Origin of the sequence: Paludibacterium sp. B53371 (genome assembly GCF_018802765.1) — a bacterium.
Classification (GTDB): Bacteria; Pseudomonadota; Gammaproteobacteria; order Burkholderiales; family Chromobacteriaceae; genus Paludibacterium.
The window spans coordinates 508,159-533,606 of the sequence record NZ_CP069163.1 but is presented as its reverse complement, the minus strand read 5'-3'; the positions used below and the strand labels follow the sequence as shown (position 1 = coordinate 533,606).

Below are 25,448 nucleotides of genomic sequence, written 5' to 3'. Positions count from 1 at the left end.
GAAGGACCATCCTCTGCGGGATATCGGTCCGGACAGATCAGAACAGGGCGTCCGCCCAGCGGGCAAACGACTGCTCCAGTTGATCGAAACTCTCGATGACGAACAGCTTTTGCTGCATGTGCCAGATATCGTAGGGCTCGGCACTCACCACCTCGATATCAAAAGGACACTTCCGGGTTTGATCCGAGAGGCTGAACAACACCTCATCCGGGGACGACAAGATGCCTGAACCATAAATACGATGTTCATCACCCTCGCGAATCAGGCCAAACTCCACGGCATACCAGTAAATTCTTGGCAACCATTCCCTGGCCGGATGGTCGAGTTCAAAGGCTTTGACCCCCACCTGACCAAAGCGCTCGAAAAAAGCACAGAAACGGGGATCCGTCAGCAGGGGCACATGCCCCATCAGATCATGAAACATGTCCGGCGCCGGGGTATAACCCAGCTCTTCGGGCTTGCGAATGAAATCCGTTGAGGGGAAATGCCGCGAGGCCAGCAGGGCAAAAAACTCGGCATCCGGCACGATGCCGTCCACACGCACCAGCCGCCAGCCAGTGCAGGCTTCGACCCGATCGCTGATGTCGGCCAGACGCGGAATATGATCACGCGGAAAGTCGATGGCCTCCAGACCGCTCAGGAACTCTCGGCAGGCTCGTCCGGGCAGGACCCGTTGCTGATTGGCCAGCAAGGTAGCCCAGGTCTGATGCTCGATCGGACTATATGCAGGGACAGGTACCTCATGGATATCCTGCTGTTGCACTAATGCCATCTTCATGTCCGGACGGATCAAGCCTGCATCAGTGGTATACATTGCATCTTTTCCTTACTTATTGATTCCGAAGAGATAACTTCCGCGTGTAAAATAGGCATGTTAGGCATTTTATTCTAGAGAAGTCTTTCGCCAATTTCCTAGCTAATATGTCTTATAATGCAAAGATAAAAGAACAAAATTTCAACACACCATGACAAAAGGACAAGAGATGCCAAGTCTTACACTAGATAAGACCGACTTGAGGATTCTGGCGGAGCTGCAACTCAACGGGAGATTGACCAACGTAGAGCTGGCCGAACGGGTCGCGTTGTCTCCTTCTCCGTGTCTGCGCCGCCTGAAACAGCTGGAAGAATCGGGGGTCATCAGCCAATATGTTGCACTTTTGGATCCTGCCAAGATCGGCCTCGGTTTGCAGGCTTTCGTGCGTGTCACACTGGAAAAGCGCGGCAATTCGCACAATCAGAGCTTTGTCGATGCCGTTCAGCGCTGGACCGAAGTCGTCAATTGCTTCGCCATGACCGGCGAAATGGACTATCTGCTGCAGGTTCATTTCGAAGACATGGAGCATTTTTCACGTTTCGTCATGAACGAGCTGTTGCAACAGCAAGGGGTCGAAGACGTCAAATCGAGCTTCGTCCTGAAAGAGTTCAAGCGCACCACGGCTCTGCCGCTGAGCCACCTGCGCTAATCCCGGGCCGGAACGGCGCCGACCGTTCCGGCTGTCACCCACGGCCCGTGGATGCGGGTCATCCAGCAAGGGCGTCGGATGCGTTTCAAACCGCTGGCAATACAGGTGCTGCAGCAGATCCTGCTCTATGCGGTTCTGTTTTGGCTTCTGGTCAGTGCCGTACGCGCCGGCCTGCTGTTTTATCACGGCCAGAAACGCCTCGCCGAGATCCCGGAGACGGTCAACACCCTGTACATGCCGCTGCTGGCGCAGAGCGTCTGGGATGTCGAACTCAACACCACCCAGAAGGAACTGGCCAGCATCAGCGCCATCAATGGCGTCGAATCAGTCATTCTGGAGACACGCCTGGGGCAGCGCCTGCGCTATGACAGCCCGCATGCCGGCAACGCCCCCCACAACGTCTACCACCTGGACGTTCACCTCAATCACGGCACCCGCGAGTCACTCGGCACGCTGACACTGTTCGTCTCCAACAAGCCGGTTCAAAGCGAAATCGTCAACGATCTGCTCAGCAGCATGGCGCAGCGTGTCCTCGACTTCACGGCACTGGCACTGCTGATCGTCTTTATTCTGCGCCGCCGCTTCGTCTTGCCGGTCCAGCAGCTGGCCCAGGCGGCACGCACCTTCCGGCCTGGCGAGGCGACACCGACGTTTCGCCTGAACTATCCCAGCCATATCGAAGACGAGATGACCCAGTTGCTGGCGTCGTTCAATGCCATGCGCACCAGCATCAACAACCATCTGGCCGACCGCGAGCGTTATGAAACCGCCCTGACCCAGGCGCGCGATGAGCTGGCACGCCGGGTGGAAGAACGCACCGCGCAGCTGGACAGGCTGCTGAATTTCCAGCAACTGGTCTCGGCGATTTCCTCACGCTTCATCAACATCCCGCTGGCAGAAGTGAATCTGGCCATGTCGCAGGCCCTGATGCAGATTGGTCAGTTCATGGATGTCGATCGCTGCTACCTGATCGGCGTCGATCACCTGCAAATCGTCAGCATGGTGCACGAGTGGCAGGCACCAGGGATCGACAGCGGCAAGGAGGGACTGGGATTTGCTCCCCTGACGGCACGGCCATCATTGTTCGCCACCCTGATGCGCGAGGGCGTGCTGAACCTGCCGCACTGCCAGTCACTCCCGCAGGCAGATCTGGCCAGCGCGCAGGATGCGATCCAGAGCATGCTGATGATCCGCATCGACTACCTCGGCCACCCGGTCGGCGTCTTCGGCTGTGACATGCTGCGCCATGCCAGACAATGGCAGGAGGAGGAGTTGGTTCAGGCCCGTTTGCTGGCCGATATGTTTGCCAACATGATTATCCGCTGCCAGCAGCTGCAAGATCTGTCCGAAACGCAGCAGCAACTGGAGCAGGCCAATGCCAACCTGGCACGCATGGCCTTGAGCGATAGCCTGACCGGACTGGCCAACCGCCGTCACTTTGACGAAGAAAAGCGTCAGGCCTTCGACAAGGCGCGCCGCAAGGCGGAGCCCCTCGGGCTGATCATGCTGGATATCGACTTCTTCAAGGAATACAACGACCACTACGGTCACCTGGCGGGAGATCAATGCCTGCAGCAGCTCGCTGCCCTGCTGACGCGTTTCTTCGTTTATCCGGGCGAACTGGCCGCGCGAATCGGCGGGGAGGAATTTGCCGTGCTGCTGCCGGGACTGGACGCCCAGGCCGTCAGGTCACGCGCCGAAGCGCTGCGACAGGCGGTCTGGGAACTGAACCTGCCCCACGCCAGCTCGCGTGTCGCAGACCGTCTCACCATCAGCCTGGGGATTGCCGCCCTGGACACGGCAAACCACAGCAGCATCGATCAGATGATTGCCGAGGCCGACGCCGGGCTATACCGCGCCAAGGCCTCCGGACGCAACTGCACAGGCTGAACGGTACCGGCATAAAGAAAACGGCCGCTTCCGGAAGGAGCGGCCGTTTTCTTTATGCATCGCGGCTTAGCGGGCTACGCGACGATGGTTCTGGTAGTGCTGCCAAGCCAGTTTGATGGCATTGATGAACGATACAAACATATTGTTCTCCTTCGATATAGGGGTAGAGACTTGCCGGACAAAAGCACGGCCGCGCTGTCAGACAGAACTTTAGCCCGCAGCGCCCCATCACTCGATAGGACTAATCTGAATAATCCAAAAAACTAAAAAACAATATGGTTGTATGACCATTGCGCACAACGAGCCTTTATCCTGGGGCTCAAATGACAACGGGCGACATCACTGTCGCCCGTTTCGTTTGCCATCCCCAGGATTAGCGGGCATAGCGGCGGCCTTGGCGATGGTAAACGGACCAGGCGTGTTGCAGTTGGGACAGAAGCTTGATCATGGTAACTCTCCTTGAGTGAAAAACCGGCAGGTGCCTTATATGGCTTTTATTTGCCGGTAAATCAAAGATATCCGCCCCTCATTGCAAGGTCAATGGTTTTGCATGATTTCGCTATTCATCCCAAATAACATTAAATAATTATAAATTATGCAAAGCCATGAAATCAGGCCGCTATCACCTCATCAACCCCATGATTTTGTGTGTGTCTTTTTTACGACGCGCCGCAGCATAAAACAAAAAAAGGGGCCTAAGCCCCTTATTAGGTCATGGCTATTACAAGCCTAGTCGCTGCCAGATGGTTGAGACCACGCCAGCCTGATTCAGCGTATAGAAGTGCAACCCTGGCGCACCGGCCTGCAACAGACGGTCACACAGCTCGGTCACGACATCCAGCCCCAGGGCTCGCACCGAAGCGACATCGTCCCCATAAGCCTGCATGCGCAGCCTCAGCCAGCGCGGCACTTCCGTGCCGCAGGCATCAGAGAAACGGCACATCTGACTGAAATTGCTGATTGGCATGATGCCCGGCACGATCGGCACATCCACGCCACGGGCGCGCACCTCATCAACAAAGCGCAGATAGCTGTCGATGTTGAAAAAGTACTGCGTGATGGCCGAGTCGGCGCCTGCATGAATCTTGCGCACAAAGTTATTCAGATCATCCTCGGCGGAACGCGCCTGAGGATGGAATTCCGGATAAGCCGCCACCTCGATATGAAAATGCTCGCCATGTTCTTCGCGGATAAAAGCCACCAGTTCGTTGGCATAGCGAAACTCCCCAGCCTCGACCATGCCGCTGGGCATGTCTCCGCGCAGGGCCACGATGTGGCGGACGCCATGGGAACGATACTCGTCCAGCAAAGCCCGGATATTGTCGCGGGTCGAACCGATGCAGGACAGATGCGGCGCCACAGCCAGTCCGCGCGAACGGATCTCTTGCACCGTCGCCAGGGTTCCTTCGCGGGTGCTGCCACCGGCACCGAAGGTCACCGAAAAGAACTCCGGCTTCAGCGGAGCCAGCTGCATCAGCGTGTTCTGCAGACGAGTCATGCCCTCGGGCGTCTTGGGCGGGAAAAATTCGAAACTGAAATTGGATGTCCGTTCGGCCATGCGCTCCTCGGGCTCTCTCTTTGTCGGATTGATCAGACGGGGGGGAGACTCTGATTATAGAACCACGACTGTGGTCTCCCTCCCCGGGTCAGGCATTAATAACGATAGTGATCGGGCTTGTACGGACCGTTTTGCGGCACGCCAATATAGTTGGCCTGCTCATTGCTCAGTTCAGTCAGCTGGGCGCCAATGCGCTTGAGGTGCAAGCGCGCCACCTTCTCGTCCAGATGCTTGGGCAAGACATACACCTGCTTTTGATACTGGTCGCCATTAACGAACAGTTCGATCTGGGCAAGCACCTGATTGGTAAACGAGTTGGACATGACGAAACTCGGGTGACCGGTGGCGCAACCCAGATTGACCAGGCGCCCTTCGGCCAGCAGGATAATGCGTTTGCCGTCCGGGAAGATGATGTGATCAACCTGTGGCTTGATGTTTTCCCACTGGTACTGACGCAGGCTGGACACTTCGATTTCCGAATCGAAATGGCCGATATTGCACACGATGGCCTGGTTGCGCATGGCCTTCATGTGGGCGTGATTGATCACGTTGACGTTACCGGTGGCGGTGACAAAAATGTCCGCCTTGTCAGCAACATCTTCCATGCGTACCACGCGATAGCCTTCCATGGCCGCCTGCAGGGCGCAGATCGGGTCAATCTCCGTCACCCAGACAGTCGCCCCCAGGCCACGCAGACTCTGAGCACAACCCTTGCCGACATCGCCATAGCCCGCCACGACGGCCACCTTGCCGGCAATCATCACATCAGTCGCACGCTTGATGCCATCGACCAGCGATTCACGGCAACCGTACAGGTTGTCGAACTTGGACTTGGTCACTGAGTCGTTGACGTTGAAGGCCGGGAACGGCAGGCGCCCCTCCTTGTGCAACTGGTACAGACGATGCACACCCGTGGTCGTTTCTTCGGTCACGCCCTTGATCTGGACCAGACGCTTGGAATACCACTGGCCATCCACTTCCAGATGACGCTTGATCGCGGCAAACAGCGCGGTTTCCTCATCGTTGGACGGATGGGCCAGAACGCTGCGATCCTGTTCGGCCCGTGCGCCCAGCATCAACAGCAAGGTGGCATCGCCGCCATCATCCAGAATCATGTTGGCGGACTGGCCGGCCGGCCACTCGAAAATGCGGTGGGTATATTCCCAGTACTCGTCCAGGCTTTCACCCTTGAAGGCAAACACCGGAATCCCGGCGGCGGCAATCGCCGCGGCGGCATGGTCCTGGGTGGAGAAGATATTGCACGACGCCCAGCGCACATCGGCACCGAGGGCCACCAGCGTCTCGATCAGCACGCCGGTCTGAATGGTCATGTGCAGGGAGCCGGCAATGCGCGCACCGCGCAGCGGCTGCTGATGACGATACTCTTCGCGCAAGGCCATCAGACCCGGCATCTCGGTCTCGGCGATGCTCAGTTCCTTGCGGCCCCAGGCCGCTTGCTGGATATCGGCAACCAGAAAATCAGTGAATTCAGCCATCGTGTGTTCCTTTACACGCGGCCGAGGGGGAGATGCGCTTACCTACATCCCGCACCCCGGCACGGATTGTCAGGTAAGCGCCGTTTTGAACCGGGCCTGGGACGTTGTCCGTCTCGCAGCGCTTCCCGGAAATAAGTGGATTACAGCCCGGCGTCGGCTTTCAGGGCTTCGGCCTTGTCGGTACGCTCCCAGGTAAACTCCGGCTCTTCGCGACCGAAGTGGCCATAGGCCGCGGTCTTGCTGTAGATCGGACGCAGCAGGTCCAGCATCTGTACGATGCCCTTCGGACGCAGGTCGAAGTGGCGCTTGACCAGCTCAACGATCTGCTCATTGGGAATGCGGTTGGTACCGAAGGTATCCACGGCAATCGAGGTCGGCTGCGACACACCGATGGCGTAGGAAACCTGAATCTGGCACTGACGCGCCAGACCGGCGGCCACGATGTTCTTGGCCACATAGCGACCGGCATAGGCGGCAGAACGGTCAACCTTGGACGGATCCTTGCCGGAGAAGGCACCGCCACCATGCGGCGCGGCACCACCGTAGGTATCGACGATGATCTTGCGGCCAGTCAGACCGCAATCGCCCATCGGGCCGCCAATCACGAAGCGGCCAGTCGGGTTGATCAGGAACTTGGTTTCTGCCGTCAGCATATTCGGCGGCAGGACCGGCTTGACGATGTCTTCAATGACGGCTTCGGTCAGGGTCTTGTGATCGATGTCCGGGCTGTGCTGAGTCGACAGCACCACGGTTTCGATACGCTTTGGCAGGCCGGTGGCACTGTCGTAGACGCAGGTGATCTGGCTCTTGGCATCCGGACGCAGCCATGGCAGACGACCATCCTTGCGCAGCTCGGCCTGGCGTTGCATCAGGCGATGCGAATAATAGATCGGGAACGGCATCAGCGTCGGGGTCTCGTCGCAGGCGTAACCGAACATCAGGCCCTGGTCACCGGCACCCTGATCGAGATCCAGCCCCTGGCCTTCGTTGACGCCCTGGGCAATATCCGGCGACTGCTTGTCGTAGCAGGCCATCACCGCACAACCGTGATAATCGAAGCCCAGCTCGGAATTGTCGTAGCCGATACGCTTGATGGTCTCACGCGCCACCTGGATGTAATCGATGTTGGCATGGGTGGTAATTTCACCGGCCAGCACGACCAGGCCGGTATTCACCAGCGTTTCCGCAGCCACGCGGCCGAATTTGTCTTCGCGCAGGATCGCGTCAAGGATGGCGTCGGAAATCTGGTCGGCAACCTTGTCCGGATGGCCCTCCGAGACCGACTCGGACGTAAACAAATATTCACTCATTTTGATCTGCTTTCCGAATAATCTGCATTCGTGATGATAAAATACGCCGCTTTAATGCGACTCAAATCCCTACCATGGCTTCGCTGGTCAAACTACTGCTTACCCTGCTTGCCCGCCTGCCTCTGGCATGGTTGCAGGTGTTGGGTGCCCTGCTCGGCCGCATGACCCTGACACTGTCAGGCTCATTCCGTGCCCGCATGGCGAAAAATCTTGAAGATAGTAAAATTCTTCCAAATTATCAGCTTTCCCGCGACGCAGTCAAACAGTGCGCAGAAGAAACCGGCAAGGGCGCGCTGGAGCTGGCCATCGCCTGGTGTCGCGAACCGCGCGACATTGCCCGCATGGTCAAGGCATGCGACGGCTGGGAGCATGTCGAAAAGGCGATCAGCGCTGGCCATGGCATTGTCTTCGTCACGCCGCATCTGGGCAGCTATGATATTGCCGGCCGCTATATCAGCCATCGCCTGCCCTTTCCGCTGACCGCCATGTATCGCCCGCCCAAGTTATCCTGGCTTGAACCGGTCATGAATGCCGGCCGCGCCAGGGGCAAGGGCAAAACGGCGCCGGCAACCGGCGCTGGCGTGCGCGTGCTGATGAAAGCACTCAAGGCAGGCGAAGCCACCATCATTTTGCCGGATCAGGTTCCCGGCAATGGAGAAGGCGTCTGGGCGCCCTTCTTCGGACAACCCGCCTATACCATGACCCTGGTGCCGCGCCTGGCCCAGCTCAAGGGTGTGGAGACCTTGTTGTTTTATGGAGAACGACTGGCGAGAGGTCAAGGATTCAAAGTTCACATCCGCCCCTTGCCCCAGCCGTTCACCGGTGAACGGGATCAGGATGCCGCCATCCTCAACCATGCGGTTGAGACCCTGATCACGGAATGCCCACTGCAATATCTGTGGAGTTATAACCGCTACAAATGCCCGGCAGGTGTCGAACAGCCGGCCGGGCAAGAAGGATCCCCATGAGAATCGCCTTTGCCCTGCTGTGGCTGATCCGCTTTCTGCCGATGCCGGTGATTGGCGCACTCGCCTGGTTGCTGGGCAGTGTGGCCTATCTGCTGGCCGCAGATCGCCGCCGTGTCGGTATGATCAACCTGCGCCTGTGCTTCCCCGAACTGAGTGACGCCGAACACAAGCGCATGCTGCGCAACAATTTCCGTTACATGCTGCGGCTGGTACTGGAATACAGCGTCGTCTGGTGGAGTTCGGCCGAACGGCTGGACCGACTGGTGGACATCAAGAACCTGCACTACGTCACCGATCTGCGCGAGCAGGGGCAGGATGTCATCCTGTTCTACCCGCATTTTGTCGGTTTCGAAATGTGTGTGTTTGCCCTCAATCAGCATCTGCCGCTGGTCAGCGTCTATTCCGCCCAGAAGAACGATACGCTGGATGCCATGATTTACCAGGGTCGCCAGCGGTACAACAATGCATTCATCGTTTCACGCCAGGAAGGACTGCGGCCGATCATCAAGGCCATGCGCAAGAACCATGTCCCCTTCCTCTACCTGCCGGATCAGGACTATGGTGCGCGCGACTCGATTTTCGCCCGGTTTTTTGGCATCGAGACCGCCACCATCACCGGTTTGTCGCGCATCAGCCAACTGGCGCGCGCCAAGGTGGTACCGGCCATCGCCCGCCGAGTGGGTAATCGCTGCGAACTGGAGTTCTATCCTGCCTGGGACAACTTCCCCAGCGAAGATGTGTCTGCCGATACTCAGCGTATGAACGATTTCCTGGAAGCGCGGGTTCGCGAACAGCCGGATCAGTATTTCTGGCTGCACAAGCGATTCAAGACCAGGCCAGAAGGACAGCCGCCGATTTACTGATCCGAAAAAAGCCCTCTGCATGCAGAGGGCTTTTTATATCAGGGCAACAATCAGTGCATTACTGGGCCATGTATTTCGGTGAGCGCGGCCCGTACAGAATGCCGTTGAACCGGCCAGGCTCGAGCAGGCGCTGATCCGCCACCCCCGCTACCGGATAGGTAGCATCCGTCACCTTTTTGGCAATCTGCTTGATGGCGGCACTGACCAGTTGAACCAGCAGATCATTGTTATTGTTGTTGTTCTCGGCATCGGAGGCCTGCGCAGAGCCGGTCCACAAGGTGGCACCACTTCTCAGATCCACCAACCGGGCGGAAACACTGACCGAGGCAACACTATCCAGTACCTGGTAGCTGACGCCATATTTGCTGACCTCGATATACAGCACAGCGTCTGCACCAAAAATCTGGCGCAGCTTGGCCAGTGGCACCTGATGAATATCATCCGCCGTGGTCAGGCCATTTTGCTTGAATGTCTCAGAGACCAGACCGACGGGCAGGACATAGTAGCCTGCCTCTGCCAGGGGATAGGTGACTTGAGCGAGCACGCCGTTGCCGGCATTCACATCGGTCGCCTTGCTGATCGGCGGCAAAACCAGAATCGAGTGCGGGTTACTCTTCTTATAGGCGGTGTAATCCAGCTGTTTCGGCGGCTCAGTGGCACAACCCGCAAGAAAACCCAGCATGGAGGCCAGGGCAAGATATTTGCACATGGATTTGAACATGTTGATCTCTTATTTCTTCACTTTGGACATCAGATAGTCCAGATAGGGTGCAGACTCGGGGAACAGCTTTTCTTCCACCTGAAAATTCTGCGCCATCATGGCGGTGTTACCGACATTGGCATACAGCATGCCCAAATGCGCATAGTAGCCGGGAGGCGGCGTCTTTCCCCTGGCGCGGATCTTCTGCAACTCCGCTTCCATCTCCTGAATCTGCTTGTCCGGGCTGGTACCGGAGTCCGCACGCAGATAGCTGTACACGTGCGACTGATAACCTTCCCATTGATAGAGCGTATCCGGCTGTGAGGCGCAGGCACACAGCATGACACTGGCGATGAGGCCCAACACCAGACCCGAACGTTTCTGCATGGTCGATTTCATCTTGCTTGCATCCGTGAATTAGGGTTTTGCCGGCTGCCAGGCACCCGACTGAATACCGTCGACCAGGCGGTTGACGGCTTCGCGAATGGCCAGATCGAGTACCTTGCCATTCAAGGTTGAGTCGTAGCTGGCCGTCCCGCCAAAACCGAGCACTTCACGATTCGACAGCTTGTATTCACCCGCCCCCATGCTCGAGTAGACGACTTCGGAAGTGTGGGTGTTTACGACGTTCAAACTCACCTTGGCATAAGCAATTTGTTGCTTGCCGCTGCCCAGCAGACCGAACAGCTGATCATCCCCCACTTCCTTGCGACCAAACTCGGTCACATCACCGGTAATGACATAATCAGCACCCTTGAGCGACTGAGCTTGTTTTTTCAAACCGGCTTCCTGCTTGATTTCCGCCATATTGTCGCGGTCGAGCACATTGAAGCGATTGGTCTGCTGCAGGTGGGTGATCAGAATGGTCTTGGCCTGAGAGCCAACATGGTCGATCCCGTCGGAGAAAATCCCGCGCATGAAGCTTGATCGGTTATCAAATTTGCCGACAGCAATCGGCGAACGCACGCCGGTATACGGCTGACTGGCACTGGTAACCTGCGTCACCGCCAATGACTGCGAACTCTCCGTGGCACAGCCGGCCAACAATGCGGCCAGGGCCGCAACCGCAAAAAACGACTTCGCCTGTCTGCTGTTGAGCATCTACCCTCTCCAAGACAATGAGAAACAATTTAAAAAAAGGTAGATAGTATAAACGATTTATACAAAATCGCTACAGATCGTCATAAACGGCCACTAAGCGTTATGCAATCAGACAGAGCGTGTGCGACCGGTGGTCGAGAGGAAGGACAGGGGTGAGGGAAAGCACATCGGGCCAGGCCCGATGTGCTTCAGTGCGGCTGTCGCCAGAAATAGCGCCAGACAAATCCAGGAAAGGCAAAGACCACAAACAGGGCGAAGGTGCTGGCATAGAACTGCCAGTTCTGCTCATGTACCGGCATCAGCCGTGATTCGAGCAGTCGGGCAAACAGCCCGACCAGCAGATAAAGCACAACCAGCTCCAGCAGGCGCCAGCCGAAATGCTTGTGCACCACCGCCACCACCCCGCCGATACGCGGCAGGGCGAATGGCAGGTTGGCCGCCAGAACGGCCACGATCAGCAACACCGCAACACTGGCTTGCATGATCGCTCCTTACAGCGCCGTCAGCGATTGCTTGACGGCATCCATGCACAGGGCAACCAGTTGCTGCGGCAGGATGCCGAGCACCAGCAGGGCCAAGGCATTGAGCGACAGCACCAGACGCATGTCGGCCCGTACCACGATGGCGCTGTCGTCTTCTGCGGCGTCAAAGTACATGGCCTTGACCACGCGCAGATAGTAGAAGGCACCAATCAGCGACATCAGCACGGCAAACACCGCCAGGGGCACCATGCCTACGCTGAGCGCCGCACGGATCACGGCAAACTTGGCATAGAAGCCGGCCACCGGCGGGATGCCCGCCATCGAGAACATGACCAGCAGCATCAGGAAGGCATACCAGCTGTTGCGCTGGTTCAGCCCCTTCAGATCCGCCACCTTCTCGCACTCAAACCCGGCACGCGACAGCGCCAGCAGAACCCCGAAGGCCGCCAGCGACATCAGCACATAGATGATGGCGTAGTACATGGCCGAGGAGAAGCCATCGGCATTACCGGTCAGGAAACCGACCAGCAGGAAACCCATGTGCGAGATGGTCGAATAGGCCAGCATGCGCTTGATGTTGGTCTGGACGATGGCGGTGATGTTACCGATGGCCATCGACAGCACGGCGACGATCACCAGCATGCCTTGCCATTGCGACAGCAGCGGCCCCATGGCTTCGCCAAGGATGCGCACCAGGAACACGAAGGCCGCCAGCTTCGGCGCGGCGCCAATCATCAGGGTTACGGCCGTCGGCGAGCCCTGGTAAACGTCGGGCACCCACATGTGGAACGGCACGGCGCCCAGCTTGAAGCACAGGCCGGCCACCAGGAACACCACGCCGAAGATCAGCAGCACGGTATTACCGTTGCCGCTGGCGATCACCTGGGCAATGCGGCCGATTTCCAGCGAACCGGTGGCACCATACACCATCGACATGCCGTACAGCAGCAGACCGGAAGCCAGCGCACCGAGCACAAAGTATTTCATGGCCGCCTCGGTCGCAGACACCGAGTCACGACGCAGCGCAATCAGGGCATACAGCGCCAGCGACAGCAGCTCCAGCCCGATGTACAGCGTCATGAAGTGGCTGGCCGAAACCATGACATTCATGCCGAGCAGGGCAAACAGCGTCAGGGTGTAGAACTCGCCCTTGAACATCTGGCGGTCGGCGATGTACTGGCGCGAGTACACCAGCACGGCGGCGGTCACGCCATATAGGAAGAACTTGATGATGCCGGACAAGGGATCGGCAACAAACATTTTCTGGAAGGTTTCAACCGGCACGGCAGTCCAGGCGAGGTACTGCATCACGGCACAGCCAGCCAGCGTCAGCAGGCTCAGGCCATAAGTGATGTCACGACGTTCGTCCGGCAACAGCATGTCGATCACAAGAATCAGCAGCACCGCCGCGAGCATGAACAGCTCGGGCAAGGCTGGCATCAGGTTCAGGGTAGCCCAGTTCATTGTGTTTTCCTTGCCTTACAGCTTGCTTTGCGCCACATGGGCAATCAGGTCGTTCACCGCCGGGTGCATCTTGTCGATAAAGGCCTGCGGATACAGACCCATGCCGAGCACGGTCAGCGCCAACAGCGCCAGCACCAGGAATTCGCGCTTGTTGATGTCCTTCAGCTCGGCGACATGGTCGTTGGCCACTTCGCCGAAGATCACCCGCTTGAACATCCACAGCGTGTAGGCAGCACCGAAAATCAGCGTGGTGGCGGCCAGCGCGGCATACCAGAAGTTCACCTGCTCGGCACCGAGAATGACCATGAACTCGCCCACGAAGCCCGAGGTCGCCGGCAGGCCGGCATTGGCCATGGCAAACAGCATCATGAAGGAGGCAAAGATCGGCATCTTGTTGGCCACACCGCCATAGTCACCGATGTTGCGGCTGTGCATGCGGTCATACATGACACCGATCGACATAAACATCGCGGCGGACACGAAGCCGTGCGACACCATCTGGATCAGTGCGCCTTCGACGGCATACACGTTCTGGGTGTTGCCGGCGAACATGAAGATCCCCAGGGTCACGAAACCCATGTGGGAAATCGACGAATAGGCCACCAGCTTTTTCATGTCGCTCTGCACCAGCGCCACCAGGCCGATGTACACCACGGCGATCAGCGACAGGGTCACCATGAAACCGGACAGATAACGCGAGGCATCCGGCACGATGGGCAGAGCAAAACGCAGGAAACCGTAGGCACCGATCTTCAGGGTGATGGCCGCCAGCACCATCGAGCCACCTGTCGGCGCTTCCACGTGCGCATCCGGCAACCAGGTATGCACCGGCCACATCGGCACCTTCACGGCGAAGGACAGGAAGAAGGCGGTAAACAGCATCAGTTGGATGCCCATCGGGATACGCAGATCCTGGAAGGCAGAGATCTCGAAGGTATTGCCCGCCTTGCCGTACAGGTAGATGAAGGCCACCAGCATCAGCAGCGAACCCAGCAGCGTGTACAGGAAGAACTTGATCGAGGCATACACCCGACGCGGACCGCCCCAGACACCGATGATCAGGTACATCGGGATCAGCATGCCTTCGAAGAAGACATAGAACAGGATGGCATCCAGCGCGGCAAACGCCCCGTTGATCAGACCGGACATGATCAGGAATGCCGCCATGTACTGCGCAGTACGCTTCTGGATCACTTCCCAGCCGGCAATCACCACCAGCAGGGTGGTAAAGCTGTTGAGCACCACGAACAGCATGGAAATGCCGTCCACCCCGAGGTGATAGTTGATGTTCAGCGCATCAATCCAGCCGTGCATCTCTTCGAACTGCATACCGCCGTGCAGTTCGGTGAAGTTGAAGAACAGGGGCAGCGACAGCAGGAAACCCGCCAGCGCACCGACCACGGCAATCCAGCGTGCCAGCCCTGCCCGGCTGTCACCGCCGGTTGCCAGGACCAGCAGGCCGAACAGAATCGGCACCCAGATCACCAGACTTAAAACATGAGTCAACATAGTCGAACCTTTATTATTTCAATCCCGGTTGTTCGTGGCTCAGCGCAAGATCAGCGGGGCGAACCAGTAAGTCATCAGTGCCAGCACGCCCAGAATCATGGTGGCGGCGTAGCTGTAGATGAAGCCGGTCTGCAACTTGCGGATGGTGCGCGAGAAAGCAGCGACCAGCGCGGCAGAGCCGTTGACCACCAGTCCGTCGATCAGCAGCATGTCGCCGATCTTCCAGAACGCATTCCCCAGCGCACGCGCCCCCTTGGCGAACACGGCGAAGTACAGCTCATCCAGGTAGTACTTGTTGACCAGCAGCTGATAGAGGCCATTGACACGGCTGCGAATCTGCTCCGGCAGGTGCGGCGCCTTCATATAGCCGATCCAGGCGGCAAGGACACCAGCCGCAGCCAGCCACAGCGGCAGCGAGTGCAGCGACTCCAGCGCCATGGCAACCGGGCCGTGGAACTCTTCGCCCAGGTGCGACAGACCCGGATGCTTGATGGCATCGATGAAGATTGCGCCATGGAAGAAGTCACCAAACACCAGCGGGCCAATGGCCAGATAACCGATCACCACCGACGGAATGGCCAGCAGCACCAGCGGCAGGGTCACGACCCACGGCGATTCGTGCGGATTGTCATTCGGGCCCAGGCCGTGATGATGTTCGTCATCATGATGATCCTCGTGATGGTGAGCCTTCTGCTTCCAGCGCTCCGGACCATGGAACACCATGAAGTACAGGCGGAAGGAATACAGCGCGGTCACGAAGACACTGGCCGTCAGGGCAAAGCTGGCAAAACCGGCTGCCGGCAGATGCGACTGATTGACGGCTTCGATGATCGAGTCCTTCGAGTAGAAGCCGGCGAAGAACGGTGTACCGATCAGGGCCAGGGAGCCGATCAGCGAAGTGATCCAGGTGATCGGCATGTACTTGCGCAGACCGCCCATATTGCGCATGTCCTGGTCGTGGTGCATGCCGATGATGACGGAACCGGCAGCCAGGAACAGCAGCGCCTTGAAGAACGCGTGGGTCATGACGTGGAACACTGCCACCGAGTAGGCCGAGGCCCCCAGCGCAACGGTCATGTAGCCGAGCTGCGACAGGGTCGAGTAAGCCACCACACGCTTGATGTCGTTCTGCACCACCCCGAGGAAGCCCATGAACAGGGCAGTAATCGAGCCGATGACCATGACGAAGTTCAGGGCGGTATCGGACAGCTCGAACAGCGGGCTCATGCGCGCCACCATGAAGATACCGGCCGTCACCATGGTGGCAGCGTGGATCAGCGCCGAGATCGGGGTCGGGCCTTCCATCGAGTCCGGCAGCCAGACGTGCAGCGGAAACTGGGCGGATTTACCCATGGCGCCGACGAACAGCAGGATGCAGGTCACGGTCATCAGCGACCAGGACTGGCCGGGGATGATCTCGATGGTCTTGCCTGCCAGCGCCGGAGCGGCAGCAAACACATCGTTGTAGTTCAGCGAGCCGCCGAAATAGGCCAGCACCAGCCCAATGCCCAGCAGGAAGCCGAAGTCGCCGACGCGGTTGACCAGGAAGGCCTTCAGGTTGGCAAAGATGGCCGTCGGGCGCTTGAACCAGAAACCGATCAGCAGGTAGGACACCAGGCCCACGGCTTCCCAGCCGAAGAACAGCTGGATGAAGTTGTTGCTCATCACCAGCATCAGCATGGAGAAGGTAAACAGCGAGATATAGCTGAAGAAGCGCTGGTAGCCCGGGTCATCCTGCATGTAGCCGATGGTGTAGATGTGAACCATCAGCGACACGCTGGTCACCACGGCCATCATCATCGCCGACAGGGCATCGATCTGGAAGCCGACCGAGTAGGTATTGCCGTTCACCGTCAGCCAGGTGTAGACCGGCTCGTTGAATACCGGGGCATGCCCGGAAACGAAGCCGGAAAGGACCTGAAGCGACAGGATGGCGGAAATCGCCACGCCGGTGATGGTCACCACGTGCGCAGCACGCCGGCCGATCGCCCAGCCAAACAGGCCTGCAATGAGCGACCCGGCCAGCGGCGCCAGGGCGATCAGCAGTAGTAGGGTTTTCATATCCATGTTGTCTGCTTTGTCTTTTGGTTATGCGTTAGCCCTTGAGGCTGCCCAGGTCTTCCACGTTGATGGTGCGCAGATTGCGGAACAGCACCACCAGAATCGCCAGACCGATGGCCGACTCGGCGGCGGCGACGGTCAGGATGAAGAAGACGAAGATCTGCCCGGCGGTATCCGACAGGTAATGCGAGAAAGCGATGAAGTTGCAGTTCACCGCCAGCAGCATCAACTCGATCGACATCAGCAGCACGATGATGTTTTTACGGTTCAGGAAAATCCCGAGCACGCTGATGGCAAACAGGATCGCGGCCAGCACCAGGAAGTGTGTGAGTGTCAGCACGATTCCTCCTTTTTCAATGGTGGCCGTCAGGCCTGAGGTTGATCATCGGCAGCGGCGACGGTTTCCACCGGCGTCGCGGCCATTTTGACGACACGGACCCGGTCGGACGCCTTGACGGCAACCTGGTCGGCCACATTCATCACCTTGGTGTCCTTGCGCTTGCGCTGGGTCAGGGCAATCGCGGCGACAATCGCCAGCAGCAGCACCACCGAGGCCAGTTCGGTCGCAAACATGTAGTGGGTATACATCTGCAGACCCAGCTCGCGGATATTGCTGAAATCGGCGGCCAGCTCGGCGCGCGCGGGATAGGTCTTCAGACCGGCTTCCGGGCTGCCGAGAATCAGCGCCATTTCACCGGCCATGATGATGGCGATGGTGCCGGCCAGCGGGAAGTTCTTCCAGAAGCCCTCGCGCAGTTTCTCGATGTCGATGTCGAGCATCATCACCACGAACAGGAACAGCACCATGACCGCGCCGACATAGACCAGCACCAGGGCGATGGCCAGAAACTCGGACTCCAGCAGAATCCAGTGACCGGCGGCGGTGAAGAAGGCCAGCACCAGGTAGAGCGCCGCATGCACCGGGTTCTTGGCGGTGATCACGCGGAACGCCGCCACCAGCAGGATGGCCGACAGGATGTAGAAAACAACCGTAGTAAAGCTCATGCGTCCCCCTTAGCGGTACTTGGCGTCGGCTGCCTTGTTGGCAGCGATTTCGGCCTCGTACTTGTCACCGATGGCCAGCAGCATGGGCTTGGTGTAGTAGAGGTCGCCACGCTTCTCGCCGTGGAATTCAAGAATGTGGGTTTCCACGATGGCGTCTACCGGACAGGCTTCTTCACAGAAACCGCAGTAAATGCACTTGATCAGATCGATGTCGTAGCGGGTAGTACGGCGGGTGCCGTCCTCGCGCTGGTCCGACTCGATGGTGATCGCCATCGCCGGGCACACCGCCTCGCACAGTTTGCAGGCAATGCAGCGCTCTTCGCCGTTGGGATATCGGCGCAGGGCGTGCAGGCCGCGGAAACGCGGAGACTGCGGGGTCTTCTCTTCCGGATACTGGACGGTGATCTTGCGCGCAAACAGATGGCGCCCGGTCAGCATCAGGCCCTGTACCAGCTCGACCAGCAGGAAGGTTTTGAAAAACTTGCGAATCGATTCCATGCTCTTTGCCTAAAGTATCAGTTCCAGAGGGAAACCGGGCTCATCATCCAAGCGCCCAGCACCGCCACCCATACCAGCGTTACGGGAATAAAGACCTTCCAGCCCAGACGCATGATCTGGTCATAGCGATAACGCGGGAAGGTGGCCCGGAACCACAGGAAGCAGAACAGCACAAACGACATCTTGGCAGCCATCCAGAAGAAGCCGCCGGCCCCCAGCAGACCCCAGCTCGCCGGGAACGGCGACAGCCAGCCCCCGAGGAACATCAGCGAGGTCAGGGCCGACACCAGGATCATGTTGGCGTACTCGGCCAGGAAGAAGATCGCAAATGCCATGCCGGAGTATTCCACGTGGAAGCCGGCGACGATTTCCGACTCCCCTTCGGCCACGTCAAACGGGGCGCGGTTGGTTTCGGCGACACCGGAGACCAGATAGACAATGAACAGCGGGAACAGCGGCAACCAGTTCCAGGACAGGATCGAGCCGCCGGCAATGCCGTGACCCTGCTGCTTGACGATATCCACCAGGTTCAGACTGCCGGACACCATCAGTACCCCCACCAGGGCAAAGCCCATGGCGATTTCGTAGGAAACGATCTGGGCCGCGGAACGCATGCCGCCCAGGAACGAGTACTTGGAGTTGCCCGCCCAGCCGGCGATGATCACGCCATACACCCCCATCGAGGTGATGGCCATGATGTACAGCAGCGAGGCATTGGTATTGGCCAGTACCAGATGGTCGGTAAACGGCACCACCGCCCAGGCGGCCATGGCCGGCATGATCGACAGCACCGGCGCCAGCAGGAAAAGCCCCTTGCTCGACTTGGCCGGCAGGATGATTTCCTTCATCAGCAGCTTGATGCCGTCGGCAATCGGCTGCAGCAGCCCGAGCGGGCCGACCCGGTTCGGCCCGATACGGACCTGGATATAGCCGATGACCTTGCGCTCGGCGTAGGTCAGGTAGGCAACGGCGATCATCATCGGCGCAACGATGACGATGATCTTCAGCAGGGTCCAGATCACGTACCCGAGCTGTGTGCCGAAATAGGTTTGCAGTAGCTCCATGGTTTACCCCTGTGTAATCTGGATCGGGTCAAACATGCCGCCCAGGGCGATCGTGTCCGCATGGGCCGTGGCCAGACGCAGGGCGTCCGGCGGCAGGCTGTCATCGGCCTCGATACGCACCTTGACGGCGCCCTCGCCCTGACGGACGGTCACTTCACTGCCGGCGTTCACGCCGGCGGCGGCCAGCACGCTGCTGTGCGCCGTCGCATGCGGACGGGCCGCCCAGACGGTTTGCTGCAGCGACGGGGCCTGACGGCTGATCGCATCCGCCTGATACATCGGCACTTCTCCGATGCGGCTCAGACCGGCCTTGACGCTGGCGTCGATACCCAGCGGCGTGACCGCATTGTTCAGTGCCGCGGTCAGTTCACCCAGGCCTTGCCACTCGGCACGGACTTCTTCCACCGAGGTGTATTCGAAGCCGCTCAGCCCCAGCAGGCCACCCAGGACACGCAGCACCTTCCAGGCCGGACGGGTATCGCCCAGCGGACGGACCACACCATTGAAGGTCTGCAGTCGGCCTTCCATATTGATGAACGAACCGGCGGTTTCGCTGAACGGCGCCACCGGCAGCAGCACATCGGCGTAGTCCAGCAGACCGGCGGTCTTGAAGCTGGTCATGGCGATCACGGTTTCAGCCGACTTCATGGCCGCCAGGGCAGCCTGCGGGTTGTAGCTGTCGAACTCGACCTCGGTCTGCAGCAGTACATAGGCCTTGCGCGGCTTGGCAATCATGGCGGCCGCGTTGTCGCCGGCGGTAACAGCCTGACCCAGTGCGCCACGGAATGGCACGGCACCAACCAGTTCAGCGCCAACACTGTTGGCCGCTTCGGCGCTCAGGCCAAAGCTGGCACCGGTCAGACGGGCAATCTCCTGCGCCAGGGTCCACAGCTGACCGAAGGCCGGATGATGTTGCGCCACATTGCCCAGCAGCAGCGCAGCACGCTCGGCGCCACACAGACTGTCGGCGATGCGTTGCGCCTCGGTCGATACCTGTACGGCAGACAGGTCCGCGGTCAGGGTTTCACCCTTGGCAGCGGCAACCGCCTTCAGGACCTGAGCCAGGCCATTGACCAGCGCGGCCGGAGACACGGTCAGACGGGCATGCAGCGGAGTCAGCAAGTTTTCGCTGACGACGTGCAGCACGTTGAGCTGAGCCCCCTTCTTGACGGCCTGACGCAGTCGCGAGGCCAGCAGCGGCTGTTCCTGACGCTGGGTACTGCCGATGACCAGAATGGCGTTGGCATTGGCCAGATCGACAATGCTGCTGCCCAGCCACTGGGCGCCCTGCTGGGCGGCATCCAGGCTGAAATCGCTGCGACGCAGGCGATAGTCGATGTGGTTGACGCCGAAACTGCGTGCCAGCTTCTGCACCAGGAACAGCTCTTCCGTGGTGGCATGCGGGCTGGCCAGTACACCGATGGCATCCTTGCCATGGTCGTTGGCCACACCCTTCAGGCCCTTGACCACATACTCCAGTGCGGTCTGCCAGTCGGTTTCATGCCACTGGCCGCCGTACTTGATCATCGGCTTCTGCAGACGGGTCTCGGCATTGAGCCCTTCGTAGGAGAAGCGGTCACGGTCGGCGATCCAGCATTCGTTGATGGCTTCGTTCTCCAGCGGCAGGACACGCATGACCTGGTTGTGCTTGACCTGAACCACCAGGTTGCTGCCCAGACCATCGTGCGGGCTGACCGAGCGTCGGCGCGACAGCTCCCAGGCACGGGTGCTGTAGCGGAACGGCTTGGAGGTCAGCGCACCGACCGGGCACAGGTCAATGACGTTGCCGGAGATTTCCGAATTCACGGTCTGGCCGAGGAAGGGCAGGATTTCCGAGTGCTCGCCGCGGTTGGCCATGCCGATTTCCTGCAGGCCACCAATTTCCTCGGTGAAGCGCACGCAGCGGGTGCAGTGGATACAGCGCGCCATTTCCTCGGCGCTGACCAGCGGACCCATGTCCTTCGGCGAGACCGTGCGCTTGCTTTCCTGATAGCGCGACTGGCTCTTGCCATAGCCCACGGCCAGATCCTGCAGTTGGCACTCACCCCCCTGGTCGCAGATCGGACAATCCAGCGGGTGGTTGATCAGCAGGAACTCCATCACCCCCTGCTGGGCCGTTTTGGCCATCGGCGAGTGGGTCATGACCTTCATGCCGTCGGTCACCGGGGTGGCACAGGCCGGCAGCGGCTTGGGCGCTTTTTCGACTTCCACCAGACACATGCGGCAGTTGGCCGCAATGGACAGTTTCTTGTGATAGCAGAAGTGCGGGATGTAGGTGCCGGCCGAGTGGGCGGCATCCATTACGGTGCTGCCTTGCGGCACCGTCAGTTTTTTTCCGTCGATTTCGATTTCAAGCATAGCGGTCAGCTACCTGAATTAGGGGCACCCTGAGGGGCCGGATCAACACCATTGATGCTCAACCATGCACTTCTTGTGTTCGATGTGATACTCGAACTCCTTGAGGAAGTGCTTGGTAAAGCTTCGTACCGGGAACACCGCGGCATCGGCCAGCGCACAGATGGTGCGTCCGGCCATGTTGTTGCCGATCGATGTCAGGAGCTCCAGGTCATCCGGACGCCCTTCACCGTTTTCAATGCGGTGGATGATGCGATAGAGCCAGCCGGTGCCTTCGCGGCACGGCGTGCACTGGCCGCAGGATTCTTCATGATAGAAGTAGGCCAGACGCTCCAGCGCCTTCACCATGCAGACGTCCTCGTTCATGACGATCACCGCACCGGAGCCGAGCATGGAGCCCGCCTTGGCGATGGCATCGTAGTCCATGGTGAGGTCCATCATGATCTCTGCCGGCAGTACCGGAGCGCTGGAACCACCCGGAATCACCGCCTTGAGCTTCTTGCCGCCTTTCATGCCGCCGGCCATTTCCAGCAGCTTGGTGAACGGCGTGCCCAGCGGCACTTCGTAGTTGCCGGGACGCTCGACGTGGCCGGAAATCGAGAACAGCTTGGTACCGCCGTTGTTCGGCTTGCCCAGGTCCATGAATTTCTGTGCGCCGTCGCGCATGATGAACGGCACCGACGCGAAGGTTTCGGTGTTGTTGATGGTGGTCGGCTTGCCGTACAGGCCATAGCTGGCGGGGAACGGCGGCTTGAAGCGTGGCTGCCCCTTCTTGCCTTCCAGCGACTCCAGCAGCGCGGTTTCTTCACCGCAGATGTAGGCGCCGTAGCCATGATGGGCAAACAGGTCGAAGTTGAAGCCGCTGCCCAGGATGTTCTGTCCCAGATAACCGGCGGCGCGGGCTTCGGCCAGCGCCAGCTCGAAACGCTCGTACTCTTCGAAGATTTCGCCGTGGATGTAGTTGTAGCCGGCCTTGGTCCCCATGGCATAACCCGCGATGATCATGCCCTCGATCAGGGCGTGCGGATTGTAGCGATGGATGTCACGGTCCTTGAAGGTGCCCGGCTCGCCCTCGTCGCTGTTGCAGACGACGTACTTGTCGCCCGGGAAGCTGCGCGGCATGAAGCTCCACTTCAGCCCGGACGGGAAGCCGGCGCCACCGCGACCACGCAGGCCGGAGGCCTTGACCTCGGCCACCACGTCATCCTGCGGCATCTTGTTGGCCAGAATCTGCTCGAGCGCCTTGTAACCGCCGCGAGCGCGATAAGCCTGCAGAGTCCAGCAATCCGGATCGGTGGTATCGATCCCCTCGAAAATCACGCCAGAAACGAAGATCGCCATTATTCCAGCTCCGCCAGTTTCTTATCGATGGCTTCGGGGGTCATCTTCGAGCACATCTTGTGGTTGTTGACCAGCATGACCGGGGCGTCACCGCAGGCCCCCATGCACTCCCCTTCCAGCAGCGTGAACTTGCCGTCGGCCGTGGTCTCGCCAAAGCCGATGCCAAGCTTCTTCTGCAGATATTCGGCAGCATTGACGCTGCCCTGCAACGCACAGGGAAGGTTGGTGCACATGGTCAGCTTGTATTTGCCGACCGGGCGCAGGTCATACATGTTGTAGAAGGTGGCGACTTCGTAGGCCTGTACCGGGGGCAGCCCCAGGTAAGTGGCAACGAATTCGATGGTCTCGGTAGCGAGCCAGCCCTTTTCCTGCTGGGCAATGCGCAGCGCGCCCATCACGGCCGACCGTTTCTGGTCGGCAGGGTACTTGGCCACCTCAATATCAATCTTGGCAAGCGATTCTGCGGACAACATCAGCGGTCGATCTCCCCAAATACGATATCCTGCGTGCCGATGATCGCGACGGCGTCGGCGATCATGTGGCCGCGCGCCATTTCGTCCAGCGCGGCAAGGTGGGCATAGCCCGGCGCACGAATCTTGAGTCGGTAGGGTTTGTTGGCACCATCGGACACCAGGTAGATGCCGAATTCGCCCTTCGGGTGCTCGGTGGCGGCATAGACCTCGCCCTCGGGCACATGCATGCCTTCGGTGAAGAGCTTGAAGTGGTGGATCAGCTCTTCCATATTGCTCTTCATGCCTTCGCGGGACGGCGGGGCCACCTTGTGGTCCGAGGTGATCACCGGACCCGGGTTCTGCTTCAGCCAGGCCACGCACTGCGCCATGATGCGGTTGGACTGACGCATTTCTTCCATACGCACCAGATAACGGTCATAGCAGTCGCCGTTCACGCCCACAGGAATGTCGAAATCCACTTCGCGATAGACATCGTAGGGTTGCTTCTTGCGCAGATCCCACTCGATGCCCGAACCACGCAGCATGGCACCGCTCAGGCCCAGGTTCAGCGCTCGCTCCGGCGAAACAACGCCGATGCCGACTGTCCGCTGCTTCCAGATACGGTTGTCGGTCAGCAAGGTCTCGTATTCGTCGACACACTTGGGGAAACGGCGCGTGAAGTCTTCGATGAAGTCCAGCATGGTGCCGGAGCGACGCTCGTTCAGGCGGGCCAGTTCGCGGGCATTCTTGATCTTCGACACCGTGTACTGCGGCATGCTGTCCGGCAGATCGCGATACACACCGCCCGGACGGAAATAGGCCGCGTGCATGCGGGCACCCGAGACCGCCTCGTAGCAGTCCATCAGGTCTTCACGCTCACGGAAGGCATACAGGAACATGGTCATGGCACCGATATCCAGCGCATGGGCCCCGATCCACAACAGGTGGTTCAGGATACGCGTCATCTCGGCAAACATGACCCGGATGTATTGCGCGCGCAGCGGCACATCGACGCCGACCATCTTCTCGATGGCCAGACAGTAGGCATGCTCATTGCACATCATCGACACATAGTCGAGACGGTCCATATACGGCAGGGACTGGATGAAGGTCTTGTGCTCGGCCAGTTTTTCGGTGCCGCGGTGCAGCAGGCCGATGTGCGGGTCAGCACGTTCGATCACTTCCCCGTCGAGTTCAAGCACCAGACGCAGCACACCGTGCGCTGCCGGGTGCTGCGGGCCGAAGTTGAGAGTGAAATTGCGAATCTCAGCCACCGTAGTTCTCCTCGCGAATGATGCGCGGCGTAATTTCGCGCGGCTCGATGGTGACGGGCTGGTAGATCACGCGCTGCTGGGTCGGGTCGTAGCGCATTTCCACATGACCGGACAGCGGGAAATCCTTGCGGAACGGATGGCCGATGAAGCCATAGTCTGTCAGCAGACGACGCAGGTCCGGGTGCCCCTCGAAGACGATGCCGTAGAGGTCGAACGCTTCACGTTCGTACCAGTTGGCCGCATTCCAGACATCCACCACCGAGGGCAGGACCGGGAAATCATCGTCTTCGGCAAACACGCGCAGACGCAGACGCGCATTGTGCGTCAGCGACAGCAGGTGATAGACGGCGGCAAAACGCGCGCCATCCCAGGCCGAATCTTTGTAGGTGAGATAATCCACGCCGCACAAGTCGACGCATTGTTCAAACGCCAGCGAGGGGTGGTCGCGCAAAGTCTGCGCCACTTCCACCAGGTCCGCTGCCTTGCAGACGATGCTCAATTCTTCCAGCGCCAGCGTTGCAGACACGAGCTTGTCGCCCAGCACCTGTTCAACGGTCGCCTTGAGCGCTTCCAGTTTGGAGGCCATAGTTTCTA

24 protein-coding genes are annotated in these 25,448 nt (G+C 59.2%); 4 read left to right on the top strand and 20 right to left on the bottom strand.

Annotated elements, in window-relative coordinates; genetic code table 11:
• Window positions 1–37: 37 nt before the first annotated feature.
• Entirely contained in the window at window positions 38–814 is a 777-nt protein-coding gene (locus JNO51_RS02570; RefSeq protein WP_215780993.1) for a phenylalanine 4-monooxygenase, read from the bottom strand.
• Between the two features lie 169 nt (window positions 815–983).
• Here JNO51_RS02570 and JNO51_RS02565 point away from each other — a divergent pair, with 169 nt between their 5' ends.
• The gene (locus JNO51_RS02565) at window positions 984–1,463 is read left to right on the top strand and encodes an Lrp/AsnC family transcriptional regulator (RefSeq protein WP_215782641.1); all 480 of its coding nucleotides are present in this window, start codon (window positions 984–986) and stop codon (window positions 1,461–1,463) included.
• Window positions 1,464–1,541: 78 nt separating this feature from the next.
• Window positions 1,542–3,353, top strand: coding sequence for a diguanylate cyclase domain-containing protein (locus tag JNO51_RS02560; protein WP_215780991.1), 1,812 nt, complete (start codon window positions 1,542–1,544; stop codon window positions 3,351–3,353).
• Window positions 3,354–4,074: 721 nt separating this feature from the next.
• On the opposite strand, the gene metF is transcribed toward JNO51_RS02560, so the two are convergent.
• The 3 genes from metF to metK all read right to left on the bottom strand — a co-directional run bounded on the left by metF (window position 4,075) and on the right by metK (window position 7,717).
• Window positions 4,075–4,911 (bottom strand): methylenetetrahydrofolate reductase [NAD(P)H], encoded by an 837-nt coding sequence (metF, locus tag JNO51_RS02555; RefSeq protein WP_215780981.1) that lies wholly within the window; start codon window positions 4,909–4,911, stop codon window positions 4,075–4,077.
• A gap of 95 nt (window positions 4,912–5,006) precedes the next feature.
• Window positions 5,007–6,407, bottom strand: coding sequence for an adenosylhomocysteinase (gene ahcY, locus JNO51_RS02550; RefSeq protein ID WP_215780979.1), 1,401 nt, complete (start codon window positions 6,405–6,407; stop codon window positions 5,007–5,009).
• A gap of 140 nt (window positions 6,408–6,547) precedes the next feature.
• Complete coding sequence (gene metK / locus JNO51_RS02545) at window positions 6,548–7,717, bottom strand: methionine adenosyltransferase (protein ID WP_215780976.1); 1,170 nt, start codon at window positions 7,715–7,717, stop codon at window positions 6,548–6,550.
• 74 nt (window positions 7,718–7,791) lie between these two features.
• Between metK and JNO51_RS02540 the strand changes: the two genes are divergently transcribed.
• Together JNO51_RS02540 and JNO51_RS02535 are read left to right on the top strand one after the other, a co-directional pair.
• Window positions 7,792–8,685, top strand: a complete 894-nt coding sequence (locus JNO51_RS02540) for a lysophospholipid acyltransferase family protein (RefSeq protein WP_215780974.1) — start codon at window positions 7,792–7,794, stop codon at window positions 8,683–8,685.
• The gene (locus JNO51_RS02535) at window positions 8,682–9,548 is read left to right on the top strand and encodes a lipid A biosynthesis lauroyl acyltransferase (RefSeq protein WP_215780972.1); all 867 of its coding nucleotides are present in this window, start codon (window positions 8,682–8,684) and stop codon (window positions 9,546–9,548) included. The genes JNO51_RS02540 and JNO51_RS02535 overlap by 4 nt, the downstream gene beginning before the upstream one ends.
• Before the next feature lie 58 nt (window positions 9,549–9,606).
• On the opposite strand, the gene JNO51_RS02530 is transcribed toward JNO51_RS02535, so the two are convergent.
• The 16 genes from JNO51_RS02530 to JNO51_RS02455 all read right to left on the bottom strand — a co-directional run bounded on the left by JNO51_RS02530 (window position 9,607) and on the right by JNO51_RS02455 (window position 25,440).
• Window positions 9,607–10,269 carry a DUF799 domain-containing protein gene (locus tag JNO51_RS02530; protein ID WP_252346165.1) on the bottom strand — a complete coding sequence of 221 codons (663 nt, stop codon included), beginning with the start codon at window positions 10,267–10,269 and terminating at the stop codon, window positions 9,607–9,609.
• A 9-nt stretch (window positions 10,270–10,278) separates the two neighbouring features.
• Window positions 10,279–10,635, bottom strand: a complete 357-nt coding sequence (locus tag JNO51_RS02525; protein ID WP_252346164.1) for a DUF4810 domain-containing protein — start codon at window positions 10,633–10,635, stop codon at window positions 10,279–10,281.
• A gap of 30 nt (window positions 10,636–10,665) precedes the next feature.
• Window positions 10,666–11,349 carry a CsgG/HfaB family protein gene (locus tag JNO51_RS02520; RefSeq protein ID WP_215780967.1) on the bottom strand — a complete coding sequence of 228 codons (684 nt, stop codon included), beginning with the start codon at window positions 11,347–11,349 and terminating at the stop codon, window positions 10,666–10,668.
• Window positions 11,350–11,537: 188 nt separating this feature from the next.
• On the bottom strand, window positions 11,538–11,831 hold the full coding sequence (locus JNO51_RS02515; RefSeq protein ID WP_215780965.1) for a DUF2818 family protein: 294 nt from the start codon (window positions 11,829–11,831) through the stop codon (window positions 11,538–11,540).
• 9 nt (window positions 11,832–11,840) lie between these two features.
• Window positions 11,841–13,295 (bottom strand): NADH-quinone oxidoreductase subunit NuoN, encoded by a 1,455-nt coding sequence (gene nuoN / locus JNO51_RS02510; RefSeq protein WP_215780963.1) that lies wholly within the window; start codon window positions 13,293–13,295, stop codon window positions 11,841–11,843.
• A 15-nt stretch (window positions 13,296–13,310) separates the two neighbouring features.
• Window positions 13,311–14,804 (bottom strand): NADH-quinone oxidoreductase subunit M, encoded by a 1,494-nt coding sequence (locus tag JNO51_RS02505; RefSeq protein ID WP_215780961.1) that lies wholly within the window; start codon window positions 14,802–14,804, stop codon window positions 13,311–13,313.
• A 39-nt stretch (window positions 14,805–14,843) separates the two neighbouring features.
• Window positions 14,844–16,871, bottom strand: a complete 2,028-nt coding sequence (gene nuoL / locus JNO51_RS02500) for an NADH-quinone oxidoreductase subunit L (protein WP_215780959.1) — start codon at window positions 16,869–16,871, stop codon at window positions 14,844–14,846.
• Window positions 16,872–16,899: 28 nt separating this feature from the next.
• Window positions 16,900–17,205: an NADH-quinone oxidoreductase subunit NuoK gene (gene nuoK, locus JNO51_RS02495; RefSeq protein WP_243729367.1), complete on the bottom strand. Its 306-nt coding sequence runs from the start codon at window positions 17,203–17,205 to the stop codon at window positions 16,900–16,902.
• Window positions 17,206–17,231: 26 nt separating this feature from the next.
• On the bottom strand, window positions 17,232–17,870 hold the full coding sequence (locus JNO51_RS02490; protein ID WP_215780957.1) for an NADH-quinone oxidoreductase subunit J: 639 nt from the start codon (window positions 17,868–17,870) through the stop codon (window positions 17,232–17,234).
• 9 nt (window positions 17,871–17,879) lie between these two features.
• Window positions 17,880–18,368 (bottom strand): NADH-quinone oxidoreductase subunit NuoI, encoded by a 489-nt coding sequence (gene nuoI / locus JNO51_RS02485; RefSeq protein WP_215780954.1) that lies wholly within the window; start codon window positions 18,366–18,368, stop codon window positions 17,880–17,882.
• A gap of 17 nt (window positions 18,369–18,385) precedes the next feature.
• Window positions 18,386–19,432, bottom strand: a complete 1,047-nt coding sequence (nuoH, locus tag JNO51_RS02480; RefSeq protein ID WP_215780952.1) for an NADH-quinone oxidoreductase subunit NuoH — start codon at window positions 19,430–19,432, stop codon at window positions 18,386–18,388.
• A 3-nt stretch (window positions 19,433–19,435) separates the two neighbouring features.
• Window positions 19,436–21,790 (bottom strand): NADH-quinone oxidoreductase subunit NuoG, encoded by a 2,355-nt coding sequence (nuoG, locus tag JNO51_RS02475; RefSeq protein ID WP_215780950.1) that lies wholly within the window; start codon window positions 21,788–21,790, stop codon window positions 19,436–19,438.
• Window positions 21,791–21,832: 42 nt separating this feature from the next.
• Window positions 21,833–23,128, bottom strand: coding sequence for an NADH-quinone oxidoreductase subunit NuoF (nuoF, locus tag JNO51_RS02470; protein WP_215780948.1), 1,296 nt, complete (start codon window positions 23,126–23,128; stop codon window positions 21,833–21,835).
• Entirely contained in the window at window positions 23,128–23,601 is a 474-nt protein-coding gene (nuoE, locus tag JNO51_RS02465) for an NADH-quinone oxidoreductase subunit NuoE (RefSeq protein WP_215780946.1), read from the bottom strand. Before nuoE ends, nuoF begins: the two co-directional genes overlap by 1 nt.
• Window positions 23,601–24,854 carry an NADH-quinone oxidoreductase subunit D gene (locus JNO51_RS02460; RefSeq protein ID WP_215780943.1) on the bottom strand — a complete coding sequence of 418 codons (1,254 nt, stop codon included), beginning with the start codon at window positions 24,852–24,854 and terminating at the stop codon, window positions 23,601–23,603. The genes nuoE and JNO51_RS02460 overlap by 1 nt, the downstream gene beginning before the upstream one ends.
• Complete coding sequence (locus tag JNO51_RS02455) at window positions 24,847–25,440, bottom strand: NADH-quinone oxidoreductase subunit C (RefSeq protein ID WP_215780941.1); 594 nt, start codon at window positions 25,438–25,440, stop codon at window positions 24,847–24,849. The genes JNO51_RS02460 and JNO51_RS02455 overlap by 8 nt, the downstream gene beginning before the upstream one ends.
• Between the last annotated feature and the right edge of the window lie 8 nt (window positions 25,441–25,448).